Source organism: Nocardioides houyundeii (assembly GCF_002865585.1).
GTDB lineage: Bacteria > Actinomycetota > Actinomycetes > Propionibacteriales > Nocardioidaceae > Nocardioides > Nocardioides houyundeii.
Window position 1 is genome coordinate 3619333 of sequence record NZ_CP025581.1, and the last position, 16646, is coordinate 3635978.

Sequence of the window (16646 nt, forward strand, 5' to 3'; positions counted from 1 at the left end):
AGTCAGGCGTCGGTGAGGACGAGCATCACGGTGCCCTCCTGGACCACGTCGCCCGGGCCGACGCGCACCGCGCGCACGGCACCGGCGCCCTCCGCGATCACCGGGATCTCCATCTTCATCGACTCCAGCAGGATCACGGTGTCCCCCGCCGCTACCGCGTCGCCGGGCTGCACCGCCACGCTCATCACGTTGGCCACCATCTCGGCGACGATCTCGGTCGTCTTCTCACGCGCCATGCCCCGACGCTAGGGGTTACCGGCACGTAGAGCCGCACCGCCGACGAGGGCACCGCCGGTGAGCCGCGCTCAGAGCGAGGAGAACCGGCTGGGCTCCGGGCGCAGCGCGTGCTGCTCCTCCACCGCGCGCGCCCGCCGGCCCCGCGAGCCCGTCAGCAGCAGGTCGAGCCGGATCACCAGGAAGCCGACCAGCAGCCCCAGCCCGACGCCGTACGCCGCCTGCAGGCCGCCCTCGACGTAGGAGGTGTCCAGGTCGACCAGGCCCTGGGCCACCGGCAGCATCGCGGCAGCGCCGAAGGTGCAGACCCACCAGCCCTGTCGCCGGCGCGCGCGCATGTGCACACCCCAGGCCAGGGCCGGGACGCCGAGCAGGACCATCAGCGGGGGCGGGAACGCCCCAGGGTGGTGCGGCTCCACTCCTGCAGCCCCGCCGTGGGCTGGACCACTCCCGAGGCGCCGTAGCGGCGGAACAGCTCGGCGTAGGCCAGGCTCGCGGCGAGCAGCAGGGTGCCGACCACCAGGGTGACCAGCCCGCGGGTGCCGAGGCCGTTGAGCCCGGCTCCGAAGCGCCAGACCAGGGTGAAGACCACCAGGAAGCCCAAGCCGAGGGTGAGGTACTCGAAGCGCACCGAGCTGGCGGCGGGCTCGAACCCCACCGTGGCGTAGGCACCGATCGAGGCCACGGCCGTGGCCAGCACCACCTCGCGTGCCGCGATCAGGAAGGTGCGCGCCGACACCGTGATCACCACCGCCAGCACGCCGCTGACCACGCAGGTCATCACCGCGGCGCCGCTGCGCAGCACCTCACCGTCCTGCACCACCGCCACCACACCGACCGCGAAGGCGAGCGCGGCGAAGACGAGCTGGCGGCCACCGGTGCGCGCCATCAGCGCCCAGGAGTACGTCGTGAGGACCGCCACCGAACCCGCGCCGTCGAGCCACTGCGGCCCCACGTGCAGCGCGGCGAACCCCAGCGCCACGCACCCGGCGAGCAGCACGAGGGCGGCCAGGATCAGCCGCAGGCGGTTGCGCTCGCGGACCGGCTGCTCGGGCCGTCGGTCCGGGCGAGCGGGGCGGGTCGGAGCGAGGTCGCGCGCGGGCGCTGCGGGAGGCGCGGGAGGCGCGGGAGGCACCGGGGGCGCGGGCGCGACCGGAGGTGCCGGAGGCACGAACGGCGGCGCGGGGGGCACGAACGGGGGTGCCGCAGGTGTGGACGGGCCCGGCTCCGGCAGGCTCGACGGCGCGGCCGGGGCCCGGCGGCTCGGTGCGGGAGCGGTGCCCCGAGTGAGACGGATCCCCGACAGACGCGACTTCTTGGGCGCGGCGCGGCGGCCTGGAGAAGGGGGGGACACGGCGATGAGGTTACCGTCGCCGGTTGGACAAAGAGGGGTTGACGCTGCGAGCGGCCTGGATCTCCGACCGCTCCAGCACGGCGTGCAGCACCTCGGCGTCCGGCCCGGCCTCGCACACCACGTCGCCCAGGGGGCTCACCACGCTGGAGTGGCCGGTGTAGCGGGGACCGGGCTGGCCCACGCCCACGACGTAGACGGTGTTCTCGATGGCGCGGGCGCGCAGCAGGGTCCGCCAGTGGTCCACCTTGCGCTCCCCCGCCACCCACGCCGAGGGCACGACCAGCACCTCCGCGCCGGCCGCGACCAGGTCGCGGGCCAGCTCGGGGAAGCGCAGGTCGTAGCAGGTCATCAGGCCCAGGCTGAAGCCTGCGACCTCGACCACCACCGGCTCCCACTCCCCCGCGCTGAGCCGGTCGGACTCGCGGTAGCCGAAGGAGTCGTAGAGGTGGATCTTCGGGTACGCCGCCTGCGCGGCACCGCGCAGCACCAGGGTGTTGAACGGCCGGGCCGGGTCGGGGCTGGTGGCGAACATGCCCGCCAGCACCGTGGTCCCGCGCTCGTCGGCGACCCGGGCCACCTCGGTGGCGAAGGGACCGTCCAGCGGCTCGGCGAAGGGCGCCACGTCCGAGCCGGGGGTGCCGAAGTCGCGGGCGAACGCCTCGGGCAGCACCACCAGGTCGCTGCCGGAGGGGACCACCTCGGCCAGCCGGGCACGGTTGCCGGCCGGATCGAGACCGGAGGCCTCCTGGACGAGGGTCACGCGCAGCTGGTCCATGGCCCCAGCCTGACACGGCGCGGCTGACACACTGGAGCCATGGCCGAGTCCCGGATCAGCTTCTCCGCCGTCGTGCTCGCCGGCGGCACCGGCCTGCGGATGGGTGGCGCGGACAAGGCCGCGCTCGAGCTGCACGGCCGCAGCCTGCTGGACCTGGCCCTGGACGCCCTGGCCGAGGCCGACGAGGTGGCGGTCACCGGGCCGCGGGCGCCGACCCGCCGTCCGGTCACCTTCACCCTGGAGGACCCGCCCTCGGGGGGCCCGGTCGCGGGCCTGCTCGCGGGCCGCGACGCCCTGGTCCGCACCCCCGACCTGCTGGCCGTCCTCGCCGTCGACATGCCGCGCGTCGACCGCGCCACGATCCGCCGGCTGCTGGCCGCCGCGGCCGGCCACGACGGCGCGTTCCTGGTCGACGGCGACGGACGACGACAGCTCTGCGGGGTGCTGCGCCCGGAGCGGCTGGAGGAGGTACGGCCGGCGCAGGCGCACGGCGCCGCGGTGCACCGGCTGCTGGCCGGGCTCGACCTGGTGGACGTGCCGGGACGGGACCAGGAGTCGCTCGACATCGACTCCTGGAAAGACTTGCACGACCTCACCTGAGCGGTAACGTCCCTCTGGTGAACCTCCATGACTGGATCGACGAGCTCTGTGACGTCCTGGACATCGAGACCGAGCTGGACGAGGCGCTGGTCCTCGACCTGGCCCGCGACGCCGCGCACAACGTGGAGCGCCGCGCGGCTCCCATCTCCACCTACCTGCTGGGGTTCGCCGCCGGCGCCTCGGGTGCCTCCGTGGAGAAGATCGAGGAGCTGGCCGGCGCGGCCTCCCAGCTGGCCCTGGGGTGGGACCGTCCCGCGGACGCCGCGGACCCCACCGACGTCGCGGTCGAGATCGAGGTCGACGAGGCGGTCGAGCTCTCCGACGACGAGCTGGCCGACGACGAGGTCGAGGACTGACCGGCCCGACTGGCTAGGGTGGCGGCATGCGCGCCGCCCACTTCACCACCCCCGGGGGACCTGAGGTCCTCACCGCCATCGACGTGCCGGCCCCCGAGGTGGGACCGGGTGAGGTGCTGGTGGACGTGGTGGCCACCGCGGTCAACAAGGCCGACACCCTGCAGCGGCGCGGCTTCTACCCGCCGCCGGCAGGCGCCTCGGAGATCCTCGGCCTCGAGTGCAGCGGCCGGGTCGCGGCCCTCGGCGAGGGCGTCACCGGCTGGTCGGTGGGCGACGAGGTGTGCGCGCTGCTGACCGGCGGCGGGTACGCCGAGCAGGTCGCCGTACCGGCCGGGCAGCTGATGCCGGTGCCGGCGGGGGTCGACCTGGTCACCGCGGCCGCCCTGCCCGAGGTCGCCTGCACGGTGTGGTCCAACGTGTTCATGATCGCCGGCCTGCAGGCGGGCGACCGGTTCCTGGTCCACGGCGGCGGTGGCGGCATCGGCACCATGGCGATCCAGCTGGCCTCCGCGCTGGGCGCCAAGGTCTTCACCACGGCCGGATCGGCGGAGAAGCTCGCCACCTGCGCGGAGCTGGGGGCGGACGTGACGATCAACTACCGCGACGAGGACTTCGTCGAGGTGATCGGCTCCGCCACCGACGGGCACGGGGTCGACGTCATCCTGGACAACATGGGCGCCAAGTACCTCGACCGCAACCTTGACGCCCTGGCCACCGAGGGCCGGCTGGTCATCATCGGCATGCAGGGCGGCGCCAAGGCCGAGCTCGACATCAACAAGCTGCTGCGCAAGCGCGGCGCGGTGATCGCGACGGCGCTGCGCTCGCGTCCCACCGAGGAGAAGTCCGCGATCTGCGCCGCGGTGGTCGAGCACGTCTGGCCCCTGGTCGCCGACGGCAGCGTCGTGCCGGTGGTGCACACCACCCTGCCGCTGGAGGACGCGGCCGCGGCCCACACCCTGATGGACGACAGCTCGCACGTCGGCAAGATTCTGCTCACCGTCTGATCTCATCACCACCGACCTACCATGGAAGGCATGACTGAGAGCAACGCCGTCCACGTCGAGGTGCCCGAGGGCCACGTGATGGTCGTGGGTCACGACGGCGAACCGATCGGCACCGTGCCCGCCGCCATGGTCCAGCAGGCGACCGAGGGCGAGGAGGAGGCGCGGGGCGTCACCGACCTGGTGGAGCAGCCAGCCAAGGTGATGCGGATCGGCAGCATGATCCGCCAGCTGCTCGAAGAGGTGAAGTCCGCCCCGCTGGACGAGGCCAGCCGCGCCCGCCTGCGCGACATCCACCATGCCTCGATCAAGGAGCTGGAGACCGGCCTCGCCCCGGAGCTGATCGAGGAGCTGGAGCGCATCGCGCTGCCCTTCACCGACGACGCGACTCCCTCCGACGGTGAGCTGCGCATCGCCCAGGCCCAGCTGGTGGGCTGGCTGGAGGGCCTGTTCCACGGCATCCAGACTGCGATCTACGCCCAGCAGATGGCCAGTCGGGCGCAGCTGGAGCAGATGCGGCGCGCCCTGCCTGCGCTCCAGGCCGCGGTCGAGCAGGGTCGGGCCGGAGTCCCGGGACAGCCCGGGCACCCCGGACAGCCCGGTCAGCCGGGACAGCCGAACCAGGGGCCGGCCGAGTCCGGCGGGATGTACCTCTAGCGGGAGCGTCCCACCCGGCGTACGACGGCCAGGCCGAGCAGGCCCAGCAGCACCAGCGCGGCGCCCGGCGCTGCCAGCCGCGGCAACGCGGTGACCTCGGCGTCGTCGACCCTGGTGCGGATGGCCGCGGGCTTGGGCGGCTCGAGCCGGGTGCCGATGCCGAGCTGGCGCTGCACCCGCTCCATCACGTCGGTGGTGGCCGGCGCGGAGCCGCCACACACGTTCGCCGAGCCGTCCTGGGTCAGGAAGAGGTACGCCGTCCCGTCCGGGATCGCGCCCAGCCCGCAGTCGCCGTCACCCACCCCCGAGGTCACCTGCGTCGGGCCTGAGCCCAGCTCGCCCTTGAACACCCGGGCCGGGTTCACGTCGTACGTCGTGGCGCTCGCGCTGGTCGTGGTCGCGACGACCTCGCCCAGGAAGACCACGTCGGCGCGGTCCACCTGCGCCTTGAACGGCAGGTTCGCGCACGAGCACGCGAAGGCCGGCGCCTGCAGTGCCGCGATGCCGACCAGCGCCAGCGGCACCGCCAGCAGCACGACCGCCAGCGGTCGCAGCGCCTGTCGGAGGATCCGGCGCGTGGCTCGTCGCAGGGTGGAGGCGGGCATGTCGCCGAGCCTAGCCGGACCCGGGGCCCAGTCCGAAGATGGCGGAGAGCGTCTCAGCGACCCCGTCCTCGTGGTGGGCGGGCGCGGTGTGGTCGGCCAGGGCGATGACCGTGGGGTGGGCGTTGGCCATCGCGTAGGAGGAACCGGCCCACTCCAGCAGCGGCCTGTCGTTGGGCATGTCACCGAACGCGACGACCTCCTCGGGGGCCACGCCGAGGTCGGCGCACAGGCGCGCGAGCGTGGTCGCCTTGGTGACGCCGGCGGCGCTCATCTCCACCAGTGCCCCGACCGAGGACCAGGTGGTGGTGACCCGGGTGCCGACGGCCTCCTCGACCACCGTCCAGAACTCCTCCGGCGCGATCTCCTCGTGCCGGGCCAGCAGCTTGACCACGGTGTCGTCGGCGATCTGCTCCAGCGGCCCGGTCGGCACCTCGGGCAGCGCGCTGGTCGCACGCCGGGGCAGGAACCCCGCCTCGCGGGCGAACCCGCCGGTCTTCTCCAGGGCGAAGGTGGTGCCCGGCACCGCCCGCCGCAGGGTCTGGCCGACCTCGACCAGGACGTCGCTGGCGATGGGGTGCGCGGTCCGCACCGAGTGGGTCGCCACGTCGTAGACGATGCCGCCGTTGCTGCAGATCGCCAGGCCGTGACCTCCGACCGACTCCCACAGCTGCTCCATCCAGCGGATGGGGCGCCCGGTCACGAAGACCACCGGGACGCCGAGCTGCTCCACCGCGGCGATCACCTCGCGCGTGCGGGGGCTGACCCGCCCCTCGGCGTCGAGCAGCGTGCCGTCGAGGTCGGTGGCCACCAACCGGGGCCGGGGCCGCTCGCCGGGACTGCGGTGCCCGACCTCCCCGGTCATCGCCCGTCGGACCCGTCGCGGGCCGGGGTCCCGGACGCGTCGGGGAACCAGCGGTTGATCTCGGTGGCCGCGCCGTTGTCGTTCACGGTCTCGGTCACCGCGTCCGCAGCGGCCCGGACCTCCTCCACGGCCTGCCCCATGGCGACCCCGCGACCGGCCCACGCCAGCATCTCGATGTCGTTGCGACCGTCGCCGATCGCCAGCACGTCACGGGCCGCGACCCCCAGCTCGTCGCACACGTGCTGCAGGCCCGAGGCCTTGGAGACGCCGACCGGGGACAGGTCCATCCAGGCCGTCCAGCCCACCACGTAGTCGGTGCCGTGCAGCCCCAGCCGGGCCGCCAGCTCGACGAAGTCGTCGGCGGTGGCCTCGGGGTCGCGGATGATGACGCGGCTCACGGGGTCGCCGATGATCTCGTGCACGTCGGTGACGATCTGCGCCCCCGACAGCTCACCGAACGGGAACTCGCGGCTCACCCGGTAGCCGCCCACGCCGCGCTCCTCGACGGCGACGAGCGCGTTCGGGTGGTGCTCCAGCACCGCGGCGACGGCGGAGGAGGCGTCGAACGTCTCCTCGTGCACCACGTCCATCGGCGGGTAGCGGAAGATCACCGCGCCGTTGGAGGCCACGATCCACAGCCGCTCGTCGTCGTCGGGCAGGTCCAGCATGTCCGCGATGCGGGTCATCCCGTGCGGGGAGCGCCCCGAGGCCAGCACGATGTGCGCGCCGGCGGCGCGCGCCCGGTGCACCGCGTCGTACACCTCGGGGCGGATGGTCTCGTAGACGTCCGCCTCGTCGTCCACCCAGGCCAGCAGGGTGCCGTCGATGTCCAGGGCGACCATCTGGGGTCGCCAGTCGGCGGGCTTGCCTGCGGGGGTCTGACCTGCGGGGGTGGCCATGGTCTGCTGCTCAGCCAACGGGGGCCACCGGCTCCAGGACGTCGCGGCCCATCCACTTGGCCAGCGCCTTCGGCAGACGGACCGAGCCGTCGGGCTGCTGGTGGGTCTCCAGGATCGCCACGATGGTGCGGGTGATGGCGGTCAGGGTGCCGTTGAGGGTGGCGACCGGCACGGTCTGGCCGTCCTCGCGGGTGCGGATGTCCAGGCGGCGGGCCTGGAAGCCGGTGCAGTTCGAGGTCGAGGTGAGCTCGCGGTACTTGCCCTGCGTCGGGATCCACGCCTCGCAGTCGAACTTGCGGGTGGCGCTCAGGCCGAGGTCTCCGGCCGCGATGTCGACCACCTGGTAGGCCAGCTCGAGCTTGTCGAGGAACTCCTTCTCCCACGCCAGGAGGCGCTGGTGCTCGGCCTCGGCCTGGTCCAGGGTCGTGTAGACGAACATCTCGACCTTGTCGAACCAGTGCACCCGGATGATGCCCTTGGTGTCCTTGCCGTGCGAGCCCGCCTCCTTGCGGAAGCAGGGGCTGAACGCGGCGTACCGCCGGGGCAGCGTCTCGGCGTCCAGGATCTCGTCGGAGTGGTACGCCGCCATCGCGACCTCCGAGGTGCCGACCAGGTAGAGGTCCTCGCCCTCGATCCGGTAGACGTCGTCGGCGGCCTGGCCGAGGAAGCCCGTGCCCTCCATCGCGCGCGGCTTGACCAGCGAGGGGGCGATGACGGGGGTGAACCCGGCCTCGCGGGCCTGCTCCATCGCCATGTTGACCAGCGCCAGCTCGAGCTCGGCACCGGCGCCGGTGAGGAAGTAGAACCGCGAGCCGCTGACCTTGGCTCCCCGCTCCAGGTCGATGGCACCCAGGATCCGGCCCAGCTCGATGTGGTCGCGGGGCTCGAAGCCTTCGGCGGCGAAGTCGCGGGGGGTGCCCACCGTCTCCAGCACCACGAAGTCGTCCTCGCCGCCGGGCGGGGTCGCCTCCTCGGTGACGTTGGGGATCGACAGCACGGCCTCGCGCCACTCCTGCTCGGCCTCGCCCTGGGCCGCCTCGGCGGCCTTGACCTCGCCCGAGAGGGTCTTGGTCTGGGCGAGCAGCGCCTGCTTCTCCTCGCCCTGGGCCTGGGGGATGAGCTTGCCGAGCTGCTTCTGCTCCCCCCGCTTGGCCTCGAAGGCGGTGATCGCCTCCCGCCGGGCGACGTCCGCGGCCAGCGCTCGGTCCACCACGTCGGTGGGCAGCCCACGCTTGGTCAGCGAGGCGCGCACACGGTCGGGAGTCTCTCGGAGCAGGCGGGGATCGATCATGGGCTCAGGCTAACCGGCGCTGGTGACAGACCGGCATACTCGGCTCGTGCTTGATCGATCTCGAAGGACCCATCTGACCTGGGCCGCGCTGTGCGCGGTCGTCTTCGCCGCGTTCGCGTGGGCGACCAACGGCGACGCCTCCCCGCTGGGCGGCTTCGACGCCGCGGGCCGGGACGCCGAGGGCTGGGCCGACGACCAGGGCGCGCTGCACCAGGTGCTGCTGTGGATCGAGGCGGGCTTCAACACGATCGGCATGACGATCCTCACCCTGCTGGTCGTGTGCTGGCTGCTGGTCAAGCGGCACCCGCGCGCCGCGGGCTTCGTGGCCGGGGTGATGGCGGCCACCGCGCTGCTCACCACCGGGCTCAAGCTCGTGCTGAGCCGGGCCCGACCCGACTGGCAGGAGTCGATCGGGCTGCACGACAGCCACTCCTTCCCCTCCGGGCACGCCTCCTCGATCGCGGCCTTCACGCTCGTGCTGTGGATCCTGGCCAGCGTCTTCGTACGCCGTTCCAGCATGCGCCGGCTGGTCACCGTCGCGCTGGGCGGCCTGTGGCTGATCGTGGTGCTGGACCGGGTCCTGCTGGGACGGCACTACCCCACCGACGTCATCGCCGGCTCCGTTCTGGCGATGGCGGTCACCCTGGTCGGCCTGGCCATCGTCGACCCGCGTCCGCGCAGCCTCACCGAGAGCAACGAACCGCTCCAGGAGGTCTTCGTCTCCGCGAAGCGGCTGGCGGTGGTGCTGAACCCGATCAAGGTGGAGGACGTCGGTCAGTTCCGCGCCACCGTCGAGGCGATGGCCTCGGAGTCCGGCTGGGGCGAGCCCACCTGGCACTACACGACCATCGAGGACCCGGGCCGCGGCATGGCCGCCAAGGCCGCGCTCGCCGGCACCGACCTGGTGCTGGTCTGCGGCGGCGACGGCACGGTGCGCGAGGTCTGCGCCGAGCTGGCCGGCACCGGCATCCCGGTGGGCATCATCCCCGCGGGCACCGGCAACCTGCTCGCCCGCAACCTCGACATCCCGCTCTACCTCCGGGCCGCGATCGACGTCGGCCTCAACGGCCAGGACCGGGCGATCGACATGGTCCGGGTCAGCGGCGACAACATCGAGCCCACCCACTTCATGGTGATGGCCGGCATGGGCTTCGACGCCGCGATCATGGAGAACGTCAACGACCAGATCAAGAAGCGCCTCGGCTGGGTCGCCTACGTGCTCTCGGGCATGAAGTCGCTGATGTTCCCCGCCGGCAAGGTGGAGATCTCGGTCGACGGGGCGGAGTTCACCCAGCACCGGGCGCGGACCGTGGTGGTCGGCAACGTCGGCTACCTGCAGGCCGGGATGCCGCTGCTGCCGGACGCAGCGATCGACGACGGCCTGATCGACGTGGTGGTGCTGCACCCCAAGCGGTTCCTCTCCTGGCTGCCGCTGGCCTACCGGGTGATGGCCAAGAGCTCGCGCACCGACGACACCATCGACCGGTTCACCGGCACCACCGTGGTGCTGCGCGCCGCGATCGACACGCCCCGCCAGCTCGACGGCGACTCCGTCGGCCTGGGTCGCGAGCTGGTCATGGAGTGCATCCCCGGCCGGCTGCTGGTGCGCGTGCCGCGCTGACCCTGCGGCGGCGTGCCCGGGCGGCGTACCCCAACCGCGCGTGTGCGCGTCAGTCCTGCGCGGCAGGGACCCCGGTGTCGCGGACCAGGTAGAGCCAGGGGAACGCGGGTGCGGCCACCTGCCAGCCGTCCTTCTCGTAGCGGGACCGGCTGCCGGTCCACAGCACCCGGCGGTGCTCCCACTGCGTGGGGGTACGCCGTACCCGGTGCTTGAGCATCCCGACACCGACGCTGCGCCACCCCAGACGGCCCGCGATGGCCAGCTCGGCCAGCTCGTCGAACGCGGTGACCGGGCCGAGCCAGCGCTCCTCGCACGCCACCCCCTCCTCGTCGTCCTCGGGCTGGGTGGCGGCCGAGCCCTCGCCGAACCGTTGCTGGGCGGCCTGACGGCTCATCCCGAGCTCGGCACCGAGGGTGGCCCAGCTGTGGCCGGCCGACCGGGCGGCACCGACGGCCTGGCGCAGCAGGGCACGCACCTCCTGCTCCGCCTCGGCGGTACGTCGGACGATGGCGAGGTGGTCCTGCTCCTCGTCGGCGGCAGGCAGACCGTCCAGGATCGCTGCCCCGAGAGCCTCGGCGAGGTCCCGGGGGCCCGACTCAGTTGTCGCCATCACGACTCGGCAGCCAGGTCTCGCCCGGGCCCTTGGGCTGGCGCCACAGCAGGCCGACCAGGTAGGCGCCGCAGATGATCAGGGCGACCCCGGCTCCCTGGCCCATGCCGCCGACGAAGCCGTCGAGCTGGTTGCCGATCGTCGCCAGGGCGATGCCGATCAGGATCAGGGCCAGCGAACCGCCCGACAGGCCCTTGGTCGCGCTTCTCTTCTCGGATCTCGTCATGCGTCAACGTTAAGTTGACAGTCGCACGAGTGTCAACCAGTTCTTGACGTCGATCGCAGACCGACCCTCAGGCCCGGGCGTGCGCGACCGCCTCCTCCTCCTCGGGAGAGAGCTGCTGCTCGCTGGACCAGGACGCGATCGACTTGGCGTAGGTGCGGGCCTCGCTGCGACCGTGGATCGAGGTGAGCACCACGCCGTCGCCCGCGTCGTCCAGCAACGCCACCGACCAGGACAGGTGACCGCCCACGTCGCCGAAGGCGTCGTAGCGGACCACGGCCAGGTGTCGCAGCGCACCCTGGGTGGCCGCCTGGAGCGCCGCGACCTCGCGGCGCAGCCCCACCATGTCCTCGGGCAGGGGCGCCTGGCCCGACCGGGGCCGCAACGACGCGGTACGCCGCATGGCGACCACCGAGAACACGACGGCGACGACGGCGAGGACCAGGGCGGGGATCACGGCGAACAGCACGAGCGGAGCCTATGACCGGCACGCGGGCCGTGCGCGGGCGCACCACCGGCGCGTGGGAAAATGCCGCCGTGAGCACCGCCCCCGAGCAGCACCCGGTGAACGTCCCCGGCACCAGCCCCCGTCGCATCGCGTACCAGGGTGAGCCCGGCGCCAACTCCCACATCGTGTGCCGCCAGCACTACCCGGACTGGGAGGCCGTGCCCTGCGCGTCCTTCGAGGACGTCTTCGCCGCCGTCGAGGGCGGCGACGCCGAGCTGGCGATGATCCCGATCGACAACTCCCTCGCCGGTCGGGTGGCGGACATCCACCACTTCCTGCCCGCCTCCAGCCTGCACATCATCGGCGAGCACTTCCTGCGGATCAGCTTCAACCTGATGGCCGTGCACGGCGCCTCCCTGGAGTCGCTGCGCACGGTGCACAGCCACGTGCACGCCCTGGGCCAGTGCCGCAAGGTGATCCGCGAGCTGGGGCTCACCCCGATGATCTCCGGGGACACCGCCGGCGCCGCCCGGGAGGTCGCCGACGCCGGTGACGTCACCCAGGCCGCGCTCGCCCCGCCGCTGGCCGCCGAGATCTACGACCTGCAGGTGCTGCGCACCGACGTCGAGGACGAGGACCACAACACCACCCGGTTCGTGGTGCTCTCCCGCGAGCTCGTGCCGGCGCCGCGAGGCGACGGTCCGGTGGTCACCAGCTTCATCTTCAACGTCCGCAACCTGCCGGCCGCGCTGTACAAGGCGCTGGGCGGCTTCGCCACCAACGGCGTCAACATGTCCAAGCTGGAGAGCTACATGGTGGGCGGGCAGTTCGCCTCCACCCAGTTCCTGGCCGAGGTCGACGGACACCCCGAGGACCCGCCGCTGGCGCGGGCGCTCGAGGAGCTGGCCTTCTTCACCACCGACATCAAGGTGCTCGGCGTCTACCCCGCTGCCCCGGACCGCGGCACCCGCTGAGCGGACACGGTGGCCTGGCGCCGGACGAGCCCCGGCGCAACTCGATCGACATCTCAGGTTTGCCGTACCCCACCTGGGGTAGATACCTCTCGCAGTCGCCGTCTCGGGCCGGCATTCCTGCGGATTGACCGCCCACGTACGCCCTTTCCTCAAGGAGTTCCCTGCATGCGCAGATTCGCCACCCTGGCCGCCGCTTCCGCAGCCAGCCTCGCTCTCGTCGCCCCGGCCGCGGTCCTCACCGCGACGACCGCCTCCGCCGCGCCCTCCAGCGCGAGCGCGAGCACCGCCGACGCCCCCACCGTCGCGGCCCGCAAGGCCAAGATCAAGCTCAAGAAGTCCAAGGCCGGCACCCACTACGGCCTGGCCGGCAACAAGATCACCGCGCAGGTGCGCGGCAAGGGCAAGGTCACCTTCTCGGTCAACGGCACCAAGCTGGGCAAGAAGAAGATCAAGAAGGGCAAGGCCAGCGTCCGCCTGCCCTCCGACCTGGCCCCGGGCACCTACAAGGTCAAGGCCAAGTTCAAGAAGTCCAAGGCCACCATCAAGACCGTCGTCTGGGACTCCGCGCTCAACGTGAACACCGCGGTCTTCACGGTGTCGGCCGCCGGCTACGACTTCCCCGAGATGGGCGGCCAGGTGAAGTTCAAGGGCAAGATCGCCAAGAAGGGCTGGGTGGACATCTACCTGGACGGCAAGAACAAGGGCGGCAGCTCCTCGCCGAACTACTGCTGCATGGCGTCCGTCAGTGCTGACGGCACCTTCAACTTCTCCGGCTACAGCTTCCTCGGCAAGGTCGCCGAGCAGTGGGGCGTGGGCACCCACCAGTTCCGCGCGCAGTACACCCCCACCGCGTCGTTCTCCGACTACATCTACTCGCAGTGGATCACCGTCACCGTCACCCCGTGACCTGACACACGAGACCGATCACCAGGTCGATCTCAGGCCGATCTTCAGGCCACACACGAGGCCGTCGCCGGGACCCCCGGCGGCGGCCTCGTGGCATCTCGGCAGCCGTGACCCCCACCCGTCTCGCGAAAAAGGCCGGATCGCGGGCAGATCTCATCCCGTTGTTCCGCTCCGCCGGAGGCTGGCCTGTGGCAGGCTTCCGAATCGCGGCTACCCGGACAGAGTGGTCAGACCGCTTCGACGTTCTCGGAGGAGCACGATGGGGAGCCGGGACCTCTTCCTGCTGAGCGTTGCCATCTACTCGGGGCTTCCGCTGCTCTACTCGGTGCGGCGCACGAGCTTCCAGTTCCTGCTGCTCTACAGCCACATCGCGAGCGTGCTCACCTTCTGCGGCCTGCTCGGCGCGGTCTACATCCTTCCCGTGGGCGGGGAGGTCAACCTGATGGCCGGCCAGGTCGCGTTCGCCGGCTTCATGTTCGGCACCTTCATCACCGTGGTGGTGGGCCGGGACCTGCAGGTGGTGCGCAACGTGGTCGCGCTCACCATCGTGGTCAACGTGCTGGTCGCGGCCGTATTCGCCGTCAGCGGCACGGCGCTGCAGACGCCGGGGGTGGTCAACCCCTTCGACACCTCGCCGGTGGTCTTCGAGCAGTCCCTGTCCACGGTGCTGATCGGCGGCGCGCTCATGGTCCTCGAGCTGCTGCTGCTGCTGGCGGTCCTGGAGGCGGCGAAGAAGCGCCTGGGCCCGTGGCCGATGGCGCTGGTCTACCCCACGACGTACGTCGGGGCCCTGGTGCTCGACGGCCTGCTCTTCCCGGTGCTGGTGCTGCGGCCGGACTCGGGGCTGGGCGACGCCATCTGGCAGGGCGTCGAGGTCAAGCTCGTGCTGGCGGCTGCGTTCCTGGTGCCGCTGCTGCTCTTCGTGACCCTGTTCCGACGGACCCTGAACCTCTACGAGGCCCGACCGCTGAACCTGCTCCACCTCACCGCCCTCTCCCGCGACCACCTGCTGGAGAAGCTCGACAGCCAGCAGCAGCAGCTGCTGGAGCAGCACGACCGGATCATCGACTCCACCGCCAGCTACGGCCGGGCCAACGCGACCGTGGAGCGCATCCTCGACTCGGCGACCAACACCATCCTGATCGCGCTGGACCCGAACCTGCGGATCACCCACTTCAACGCCGGCGCCCAGCGACTGCTCGGCTACACCGGCGCCGAGGTCGCCGGGGAGCCGCTGTCGCTGTTCCACTCGCCCTCGGAGATCGCCCGGCACGCCGCCGCCCTGGGCACCGACGCCGACCACGTCCAGGTGCTGCGGGTGCAGATGGCGATCGATGCCCGACGCGACTGGGAGTTCGTCGCCTCGCGGGGGACCCGGCACGTGGTCTCCCTCGGCATCACCGAGGTGGTGGTGGACAGCGCCGTGGTGGGCTACGTCGCTGCCGGCGAGGACGTCACGACGCGGCTCCGGGCGGAGACCGCGATGATGACCGCGCTCACCCGCGAGCACGACGCCCTGGTGCGGCTCCAGGAGGCCGACCGGGTCAAGGACGAGCTGGTCTCCACCGTCAGCCACGAGCTGCGCACCCCGATCGCCAGCATCAGCGGCTACACCGAGATGCTCGCGGACGGGGCGTTCGGCACTCTCAGCGACGAGCAGAACCGGGCGCTGGAACGGGTGCTGCGCAACACCCAGCGGCTCGAGAGCCTGGTGGACGACCTGCTCGTGCTGGAACGGACCGAGGGCGCGCCGCTGATGTTGGAGCGGGTGCCCCTGGACCTCAGCGACGTCATCCGCGGCACGGGCGAGATCGTGACGCAGATGGTGCGGGGCCGGGACCTGAAGTTCAGTGTCTCCCTGCCCGCGCAGCCGGTGTGCGTCAACGGCGACCACGCGGCCCTGGAGCGGATGGTGCTCAACCTGATCAGCAACGCGGTGAAGTTCACCCCGGGCCGCGGCACGATCGCGGTGCGGATCTCCACCGACGCCACGCACGCCTGGCTCACCGTGGCCGACACCGGCATCGGAGTGGCCGAGGAGGACGTGGACAAGCTCTTCACCCGCTTCTTCCGCACCCGGGAGGCCAACGACCGGGCGATCCCCGGCTCGGGACTCGGGCTGAGCATCGTCCAGGCCGTGGTGAGCAGCCACGACGGCGAGGTCAGCATCAGCTCGAGCACCCAGGTGGGCACCACCGTGACGGTCAGCCTGCCGCTGGTCGTGGCCTGAAGCCCGAGCAGATCACCCGCAGGTAGTCGATCCGGCCGTCGCTGACCCGGTAGTAGGCCTGCTGCTCGGCGACGTGCGGGCCTTCGGGCAGCCCCAGGTCGAACCGGTACCCGATCCGCCTGGTGTCGGCGACGGCGGTCTCGACCACGCCCGCGACCTCCTCGACCCGGTCCTGCTCGGTGAACCAGTGGTCGAACAGGACCGTCGCCACCTCGTCGCGGCCCTGCGCCTCCCAGGACCGGCGCGGGGTGAGCCCCATGAAGTCGACGTCGTCGGCGAGCACCGCGGCCAGCGCGTCCCGGTCCCGGGTCGCCACGGCCTCGACCAGACGAGCTCCGGGACTGGTCCCGGGGATCCCCGCAGGGCGGTGCCCGCTCATGTCAGCCCAGCCAGGAAGCCGACCACCCGGGCCCGGAGCAGCTCCGCGGCCCGCGGATCGAAGCCGGGGTCGGCGGGGTCGGCGAAGTAGTGCCCGTCGCCGGGGTAGAGGAAGAGCTCGCCGCGGTCGGCCTGGCCCACCAGCTCCCGGGCCGCCTCGACGTCTCCCTCGCCGACGAAGATGGGGTCCGCGTCCATCCCGTGCACCTGCACCGGCACCCCGGCCGGCCACCGGTCGCCGAACTCGTCGACCGGCACGCAGGAGTAGCACAGCAGCGCACCGCGGGCGCCGGGCCTGGTCTGGGCGAGCTTCTGGGCCGGCAGCACCCCGAAGGAGAAGCCGGCGTACACCAGGTCGTCGGAGAGGTCGTCGGCCTCGGCGACGCCGGCGTCGAGCAAGGCCGAGAAGCCCACCTTGCCGGCGTACTCCTCACCGGCGGCGATGCTGTCGAAGGTACGGCCGCCGAAGAGGTCGGGGGTGTGCACCGTGTGACCCTCGGAGCGCAGGTCGTCGGCGAACGCCAGGAACCCCGGCGTCTGCCCGCAGATGTGGTGGAACAACAGGACCTCGGCCATGCCCCCAGCGTGGGGCCGCGCCGCGGCGGCGACAAGACCCATAAGG

At 72.1% G+C, this 16646-nt stretch carries 21 protein-coding genes; 8 read left to right on the forward strand and 13 right to left on the reverse strand.

The features are described 5' to 3' along the window. Positions 1–2 precede the first annotated feature (2 nt). The 4 genes from C0R66_RS17295 to C0R66_RS17310 form a co-directional block, all read right to left on the reverse strand. Entirely contained in the window at positions 3–236 is a 234-nt protein-coding gene (locus tag C0R66_RS17295) for a biotin/lipoyl-binding carrier protein (protein ID WP_101525746.1), read from the reverse strand. 69 nt (positions 237–305) lie between these two features. Beyond that, the gene (locus tag C0R66_RS17300; RefSeq protein WP_158648103.1) at positions 306–614 is read right to left on the reverse strand and encodes a hypothetical protein; all 309 of its coding nucleotides are present in this window, start codon (positions 612–614) and stop codon (positions 306–308) included. Beyond that, on the reverse strand, positions 614–1588 hold the full coding sequence (locus C0R66_RS19155; protein ID WP_199286732.1) for a hypothetical protein: 975 nt from the start codon (positions 1586–1588) through the stop codon (positions 614–616). The genes C0R66_RS17300 and C0R66_RS19155 overlap by 1 nt, the downstream gene beginning before the upstream one ends. A gap of 10 nt (positions 1589–1598) precedes the next feature. Then, positions 1599–2363 carry a carbon-nitrogen hydrolase family protein gene (locus tag C0R66_RS17310; RefSeq protein ID WP_101525749.1) on the reverse strand — a complete coding sequence of 255 codons (765 nt, stop codon included), beginning with the start codon at positions 2361–2363 and terminating at the stop codon, positions 1599–1601. 39 nt (positions 2364–2402) lie between these two features. On the opposite strand from C0R66_RS17310, the gene mobA reads away from it, so the two are divergent. The 4 genes from mobA to C0R66_RS17330 are packed head-to-tail and all read left to right on the forward strand — an operon-like array spanning position 2403 to position 4977. After that, positions 2403–2963, forward strand: a complete 561-nt coding sequence (mobA, locus tag C0R66_RS17315) for a molybdenum cofactor guanylyltransferase (RefSeq protein WP_101525750.1) — start codon at positions 2403–2405, stop codon at positions 2961–2963. A 17-nt stretch (positions 2964–2980) separates the two neighbouring features. Continuing rightward, a complete protein-coding gene (locus tag C0R66_RS17320) occupies positions 2981–3319 on the forward strand; it encodes a DUF6457 domain-containing protein (protein WP_101525751.1) in 339 nt (112 codons plus the stop codon). Positions 3320–3345: 26 nt separating this feature from the next. After that, on the forward strand, positions 3346–4323 hold the full coding sequence (locus C0R66_RS17325) for an NAD(P)H-quinone oxidoreductase (RefSeq protein WP_101525752.1): 978 nt from the start codon (positions 3346–3348) through the stop codon (positions 4321–4323). 30 nt (positions 4324–4353) lie between these two features. Next, positions 4354–4977 (forward strand): bacterial proteasome activator family protein, encoded by a 624-nt coding sequence (locus C0R66_RS17330; protein ID WP_277869137.1) that lies wholly within the window; start codon positions 4354–4356, stop codon positions 4975–4977. Here C0R66_RS17330 and C0R66_RS17335 read toward each other — a convergent pair. From C0R66_RS17335 to serS, 4 genes are read right to left on the reverse strand one after another with little or no spacing between them, the layout of a single operon-like run. Beyond that, the gene (locus tag C0R66_RS17335) at positions 4974–5582 is read right to left on the reverse strand and encodes a hypothetical protein (RefSeq protein WP_101525754.1); all 609 of its coding nucleotides are present in this window, start codon (positions 5580–5582) and stop codon (positions 4974–4976) included. The two genes, C0R66_RS17330 and C0R66_RS17335, sit on opposite strands and share 4 nt — an antisense overlap. Before the next feature lie 10 nt (positions 5583–5592). Further along, complete coding sequence (locus C0R66_RS17340; RefSeq protein WP_101525755.1) at positions 5593–6444, reverse strand: HAD family hydrolase; 852 nt, start codon at positions 6442–6444, stop codon at positions 5593–5595. Continuing rightward, positions 6441–7343, reverse strand: a complete 903-nt coding sequence (locus tag C0R66_RS17345) for an HAD family hydrolase (RefSeq protein ID WP_101526345.1) — start codon at positions 7341–7343, stop codon at positions 6441–6443. The genes C0R66_RS17340 and C0R66_RS17345 overlap by 4 nt, the downstream gene beginning before the upstream one ends. A 10-nt stretch (positions 7344–7353) precedes the next feature. Further along, a complete protein-coding gene (gene serS, locus C0R66_RS17350) occupies positions 7354–8634 on the reverse strand; it encodes a serine--tRNA ligase (protein ID WP_101525756.1) in 1281 nt (426 codons plus the stop codon). A gap of 46 nt (positions 8635–8680) precedes the next feature. Here serS and C0R66_RS17355 point away from each other — a divergent pair, with 46 nt between their 5' ends. Beyond that, a complete protein-coding gene (locus C0R66_RS17355; RefSeq protein ID WP_101525757.1) occupies positions 8681–10255 on the forward strand; it encodes a bifunctional phosphatase PAP2/diacylglycerol kinase family protein in 1575 nt (524 codons plus the stop codon). Between the two features lie 49 nt (positions 10256–10304). On the opposite strand, the gene C0R66_RS17360 is transcribed toward C0R66_RS17355, so the two are convergent. From C0R66_RS17360 to C0R66_RS17370, 3 genes are all read right to left on the reverse strand, one after another. Then, a complete protein-coding gene (locus C0R66_RS17360; protein WP_101525758.1) occupies positions 10305–10865 on the reverse strand; it encodes a hypothetical protein in 561 nt (186 codons plus the stop codon). Then, positions 10852–11091, reverse strand: coding sequence for a hypothetical protein (locus C0R66_RS17365; protein WP_101525759.1), 240 nt, complete (start codon positions 11089–11091; stop codon positions 10852–10854). The genes C0R66_RS17360 and C0R66_RS17365 overlap by 14 nt, the downstream gene beginning before the upstream one ends. A 67-nt stretch (positions 11092–11158) precedes the next feature. Then, the gene (locus C0R66_RS17370; protein WP_241901504.1) at positions 11159–11557 is read right to left on the reverse strand and encodes a DUF4446 family protein; all 399 of its coding nucleotides are present in this window, start codon (positions 11555–11557) and stop codon (positions 11159–11161) included. 68 nt (positions 11558–11625) lie between these two features. Here C0R66_RS17370 and C0R66_RS17375 point away from each other — a divergent pair, with 68 nt between their 5' ends. The 3 genes from C0R66_RS17375 (at position 11626) to C0R66_RS17385 (ending at position 15646) form a co-directional block, all read left to right on the forward strand. Continuing rightward, a complete protein-coding gene (locus tag C0R66_RS17375; RefSeq protein ID WP_240311740.1) occupies positions 11626–12510 on the forward strand; it encodes a prephenate dehydratase in 885 nt (294 codons plus the stop codon). A 165-nt stretch (positions 12511–12675) separates the two neighbouring features. Beyond that, positions 12676–13416 (forward strand): hypothetical protein, encoded by a 741-nt coding sequence (locus C0R66_RS17380; RefSeq protein ID WP_101525761.1) that lies wholly within the window; start codon positions 12676–12678, stop codon positions 13414–13416. A gap of 259 nt (positions 13417–13675) precedes the next feature. Then, positions 13676–15646, forward strand: a complete 1971-nt coding sequence (locus tag C0R66_RS17385; RefSeq protein WP_101525762.1) for a sensor histidine kinase — start codon at positions 13676–13678, stop codon at positions 15644–15646. Here C0R66_RS17385 and C0R66_RS17390 read toward each other — a convergent pair. Both C0R66_RS17390 and C0R66_RS17395 read right to left on the reverse strand, forming a co-directional pair. After that, a complete protein-coding gene (locus tag C0R66_RS17390; protein WP_114423469.1) occupies positions 15621–16025 on the reverse strand; it encodes a nuclear transport factor 2 family protein in 405 nt (134 codons plus the stop codon). The two genes, C0R66_RS17385 and C0R66_RS17390, sit on opposite strands and share 26 nt — an antisense overlap. Continuing rightward, entirely contained in the window at positions 16022–16642 is a 621-nt protein-coding gene (locus C0R66_RS17395) for a dienelactone hydrolase family protein (protein ID WP_101525764.1), read from the reverse strand. Before C0R66_RS17395 ends, C0R66_RS17390 begins: the two co-directional genes overlap by 4 nt. Between the last annotated feature and the right edge of the window lie 4 nt (positions 16643–16646).

Coding starts and splice junctions, on each gene's coding strand:
- C0R66_RS17295 (WP_101525746.1), bottom strand. CDS start 236: ATGGCGCGTGAGAAGACGACCGAGATCGTCGCCGAGATGGTGGCCAAC.
- C0R66_RS17300 (WP_158648103.1), bottom strand. CDS start 614: ATGGTCCTGCTCGGCGTCCCGGCCCTGGCCTGGGGTGTGCACATGCGC.
- C0R66_RS17310 (WP_101525749.1), bottom strand. CDS start 2,363: ATGGACCAGCTGCGCGTGACCCTCGTCCAGGAGGCCTCCGGTCTCGAT.
- mobA (WP_101525750.1), top strand. CDS start 2,403: ATGGCCGAGTCCCGGATCAGCTTCTCCGCCGTCGTGCTCGCCGGCGGC.
- C0R66_RS17325 (WP_101525752.1), top strand. CDS start 3,346: ATGCGCGCCGCCCACTTCACCACCCCCGGGGGACCTGAGGTCCTCACC.
- C0R66_RS17330 (WP_277869137.1), top strand. CDS start 4,354: ATGACTGAGAGCAACGCCGTCCACGTCGAGGTGCCCGAGGGCCACGTG.
- C0R66_RS17335 (WP_101525754.1), bottom strand. CDS start 5,582: ATGCCCGCCTCCACCCTGCGACGAGCCACGCGCCGGATCCTCCGACAG.
- C0R66_RS17340 (WP_101525755.1), bottom strand. CDS start 6,444: ATGACCGGGGAGGTCGGGCACCGCAGTCCCGGCGAGCGGCCCCGGCCC.
- C0R66_RS17345 (WP_101526345.1), bottom strand. CDS start 7,343: ATGGCCACCCCCGCAGGTCAGACCCCCGCAGGCAAGCCCGCCGACTGG.
- serS (WP_101525756.1), bottom strand. CDS start 8,634: ATGATCGATCCCCGCCTGCTCCGAGAGACTCCCGACCGTGTGCGCGCC.
- C0R66_RS17360 (WP_101525758.1), bottom strand. CDS start 10,865: ATGGCGACAACTGAGTCGGGCCCCCGGGACCTCGCCGAGGCTCTCGGG.
- C0R66_RS17365 (WP_101525759.1), bottom strand. CDS start 11,091: ATGACGAGATCCGAGAAGAGAAGCGCGACCAAGGGCCTGTCGGGCGGT.
- C0R66_RS17380 (WP_101525761.1), top strand. CDS start 12,676: ATGCGCAGATTCGCCACCCTGGCCGCCGCTTCCGCAGCCAGCCTCGCT.
- C0R66_RS17385 (WP_101525762.1), top strand. CDS start 13,676: ATGGGGAGCCGGGACCTCTTCCTGCTGAGCGTTGCCATCTACTCGGGG.
- C0R66_RS17390 (WP_114423469.1), bottom strand. CDS start 16,025: ATGAGCGGGCACCGCCCTGCGGGGATCCCCGGGACCAGTCCCGGAGCT.
- C0R66_RS17395 (WP_101525764.1), bottom strand. CDS start 16,642: ATGGGTCTTGTCGCCGCCGCGGCGCGGCCCCACGCTGGGGGCATGGCC.